General features: G+C 65.7%; 3 protein-coding genes and 1 pseudogene. 1 reads left to right on the forward strand and 3 read right to left on the reverse strand.

The features are described from left to right. The first annotated feature begins 143 nt into the window (after positions 1-143). Positions 144-521 carry an OB-fold nucleic acid binding domain-containing protein gene (locus WAW85_RS10755; RefSeq protein WP_422559607.1) on the forward strand — a complete coding sequence of 126 codons (378 nt, stop codon included), beginning with the start codon at positions 144-146 and terminating at the stop codon, positions 519-521. 2 nt (positions 522-523) lie between these two features. Here WAW85_RS10755 and WAW85_RS10760 read toward each other — a convergent pair whose 3' ends face one another. From WAW85_RS10760 to WAW85_RS10770, 3 genes and pseudogenes are all read right to left on the reverse strand, one after another. Beyond that, a complete protein-coding gene (locus tag WAW85_RS10760) occupies positions 524-961 on the reverse strand; it encodes a hypothetical protein (RefSeq protein ID WP_422559608.1) in 438 nt (145 codons plus the stop codon). Positions 962-995: 34 nt separating this feature from the next. Next, positions 996-2177, reverse strand: a complete 1182-nt coding sequence (locus WAW85_RS10765) for a globin domain-containing protein (RefSeq protein ID WP_422559609.1) — start codon at positions 2175-2177, stop codon at positions 996-998. A 160-nt stretch (positions 2178-2337) separates the two neighbouring features. Next, positions 2338-2434: pseudogene (locus WAW85_RS10770) on the reverse strand (TrkA family potassium uptake protein); the annotation flags it as partial.

A 2434-nucleotide genomic window follows, 5' to 3' on the forward strand; every position in this document is an offset into this window, starting at 1 on the left:
GTACCGGCCATCAGGAAAACCTTCGCCATGCCGTCCTCTCCAGCGCCCGCGAACAGTCAGTCGTAGAGTGTGAAGGGTAGCGCGGACCCGCACTACGCCACCGCACGCCCATCACGACGCGCGCGACCATGAATGAGGATGGCGTGACCAGTTCCGGTTTACTCAAGCGACTCGGTCAGATGCTCACCGAGGATCTCGACCTCGCCGAGGATGTCCGCGTCGAACGCGAATGTTGCGCTTCGGGGACACAGCGCGCGCGGGACTGCGAGCGTGGCGACGAGGCGAGGATGGTCGGCGAGCTGCGGTCGGTGCAGACCAGCTGCAAGGGGAAGACCGGGGTGATCGCTGAGTTTTTCGACGGCACTGACACCGTGATGCTCAAATGGATTGGCCGCTGCCGCATCCCAGGCATCGAATCGGGCCGCCGGGTCACTGTGCGCGGTCGCGTCGCGACCGCCGATGGTATGAAGGTCATCTACAACCCGTACTACGAGTTGCACTCGCGCACCGAGGACGACTGAACTCAGCTCCCGAGGAGCAGGGATCCTGCCGCGATCAGCCCGGCGACCTTCACCAGCTCGAACCCCGCGTACACGATATGCGCGTGGCTGCGCTGGGTGGGCACGTTCTCCGGATCGGCCAGCACGGCGTCGCTGCGTCGGGTGAGTGCTGGCCGCACCCCGATGAGTTGGACTGCCAGCGCAGCCACCGCGACGCCGAGGCTGGCGAGGGCGCCGGTGGGCCAGCCGCCGTCGGCAACGATGAGCCCGATCAGCGCGACGGCGAGGATCGCCTCCACCGCGTTCAGTGCACGAAAGACCAATCGGCCAATGCCCAGGCCCAAGGGAATGGTGATCCCCGGGGCCTGGAACTTCAGTGGCGCTTCGAGGAACGAGATGGCGAACACCATACCGAGCCAGACGAAGACCAGGGCCACGCCGACCGACACTGCGCTACTCATACCGGTGATATTGCCTGATCGGCGGGGCGGCGAGTTAGCCGCGTCCGCCGACGCGGACCAATTCCGGACCGAAGGTCTCGTAGTGGATGCGGTCCTCGGGCACCTGCTTGTCCAGCAGCGAGCCGCGCACCGAACTCAGGAAGCCGACCGGTCCGCACAGTAGGGCCACCGTCTCCGGATCGATGGTGATCTCGTCGAGGTTCATCGTGCCCACGCGGGTGCCGTCGCCAGCGTCGACGCCGTTCTCGTACCACTGCTCCAGATGGGCGTGGGGCAGTCGACCGACGAGATCGGCGAGCTCACCGCGGTGCGGCTGCCGGGATCGCGAGCGGTCGGCGTGCAACACCGTGACTCGGCGGTTATCGCCGACCTGCACCAGATGGTGCAGGAGCCCAATCACCGGGGTGCAGCCGATGCCGGCCGAGGCCAGCAGGATCGGCGCGTCGCCGTCGGGCAGCGAGAGATCGCCGAACGGGGTGGAGACATGCAACTCGTCGCCCTCGAAGGTCTGCTCGTGCAGGTAGGTCGAGACCTCGCCGTCGAGCTTCACGGAGAATCGCCAGCTGGGATCGCCGGGAGCGCCGGTCAGACTGTACTGGCGGATCTGGTGGGCGCCGTCGGCCAGCGGCACCTGGATCGAGATGTATTGGCCCGGGGTGAAGGACGGCAGCGCGCTGCCGTCGGTGGCCGCGACGGTGAACGAGACTGCGTCCGGGGCCACCTGGGTGCGCGCGACGACCTGGACCTGACGCCAGACATCGCCGGGGACGACGCCAGCCTCGTCGTACAGCTCGTTCTCGCGGCCGATCAGGACATGCGCCATCTCCCAGTACAACTCATCCCAGGCGGCGGCGACTTCCGGCGTCACCGCCGCGCCGAGGACGTCGACAATGGCAGCGAACAGGTGCTCGTGGACGATCGGGTACTGGTCGGCGAGGACGCCCAGTGAGGTGTGCTTGTGCGCGATGCGGTCGATGATCATCCGCTGCTGCGCTACATCGGGGTGTAGCTGCAGGCGGGCGAAAGCGGCGATGGAACCGGCGAGCACCTTCGGCTGCGTACCGATCTTCTGGTTGGTGCGGTTGAAGAGGTCGTTGAGCAACTCCGGATGAGCGGCGAACATGCGGTTGTAGAACCGGGGAGTGATGTCGTCGAGGGCGCCTTCGACGGCGGGCAGAGTGGCGGTGAGAACGGTGCGCGTCTGATCGGAGATCATCGTCGTTTCCTATCGATGGAACGGGCTTCGTGGAGAGGTGGTCAGCAGCTGCTGACCAAATCAAAGCACGATAGTTCCGGTAAATAGGCGGCGCGTGTTGAAGGTCTCAATAGGGACGAAAGTCCTTGCGGCCCAGGGTAATTCGGGTCGAAATCGCCGATCAGATAGGGGAGAGCATCGCCTGTTGAAGGTCGTTTTCGGCCTCTTCCGGCGCGATGAAGACGAGTTCGTCACCGCCCTCGATCGGGTCGTCCGGC

The sequence above is a fragment of the Gordonia sp. (in: high G+C Gram-positive bacteria) genome, assembly GCF_049299075.1.
Classification (GTDB): domain Bacteria; phylum Actinomycetota; class Actinomycetes; order Mycobacteriales; family Mycobacteriaceae; genus Gordonia.

Bases quoted from the DNA above. Each gene is read 5' to 3' on its own strand.
- WAW85_RS10760 (WP_422559608.1), bottom strand. From the start codon at position 961: ATGAGTAGCGCAGTGTCGGTCGGCGTGGCCCTGGTCTTCGTCTGGCTC.
- WAW85_RS10765 (WP_422559609.1), bottom strand. From the start codon at position 2,177: ATGATCTCCGATCAGACGCGCACCGTTCTCACCGCCACTCTGCCCGCC.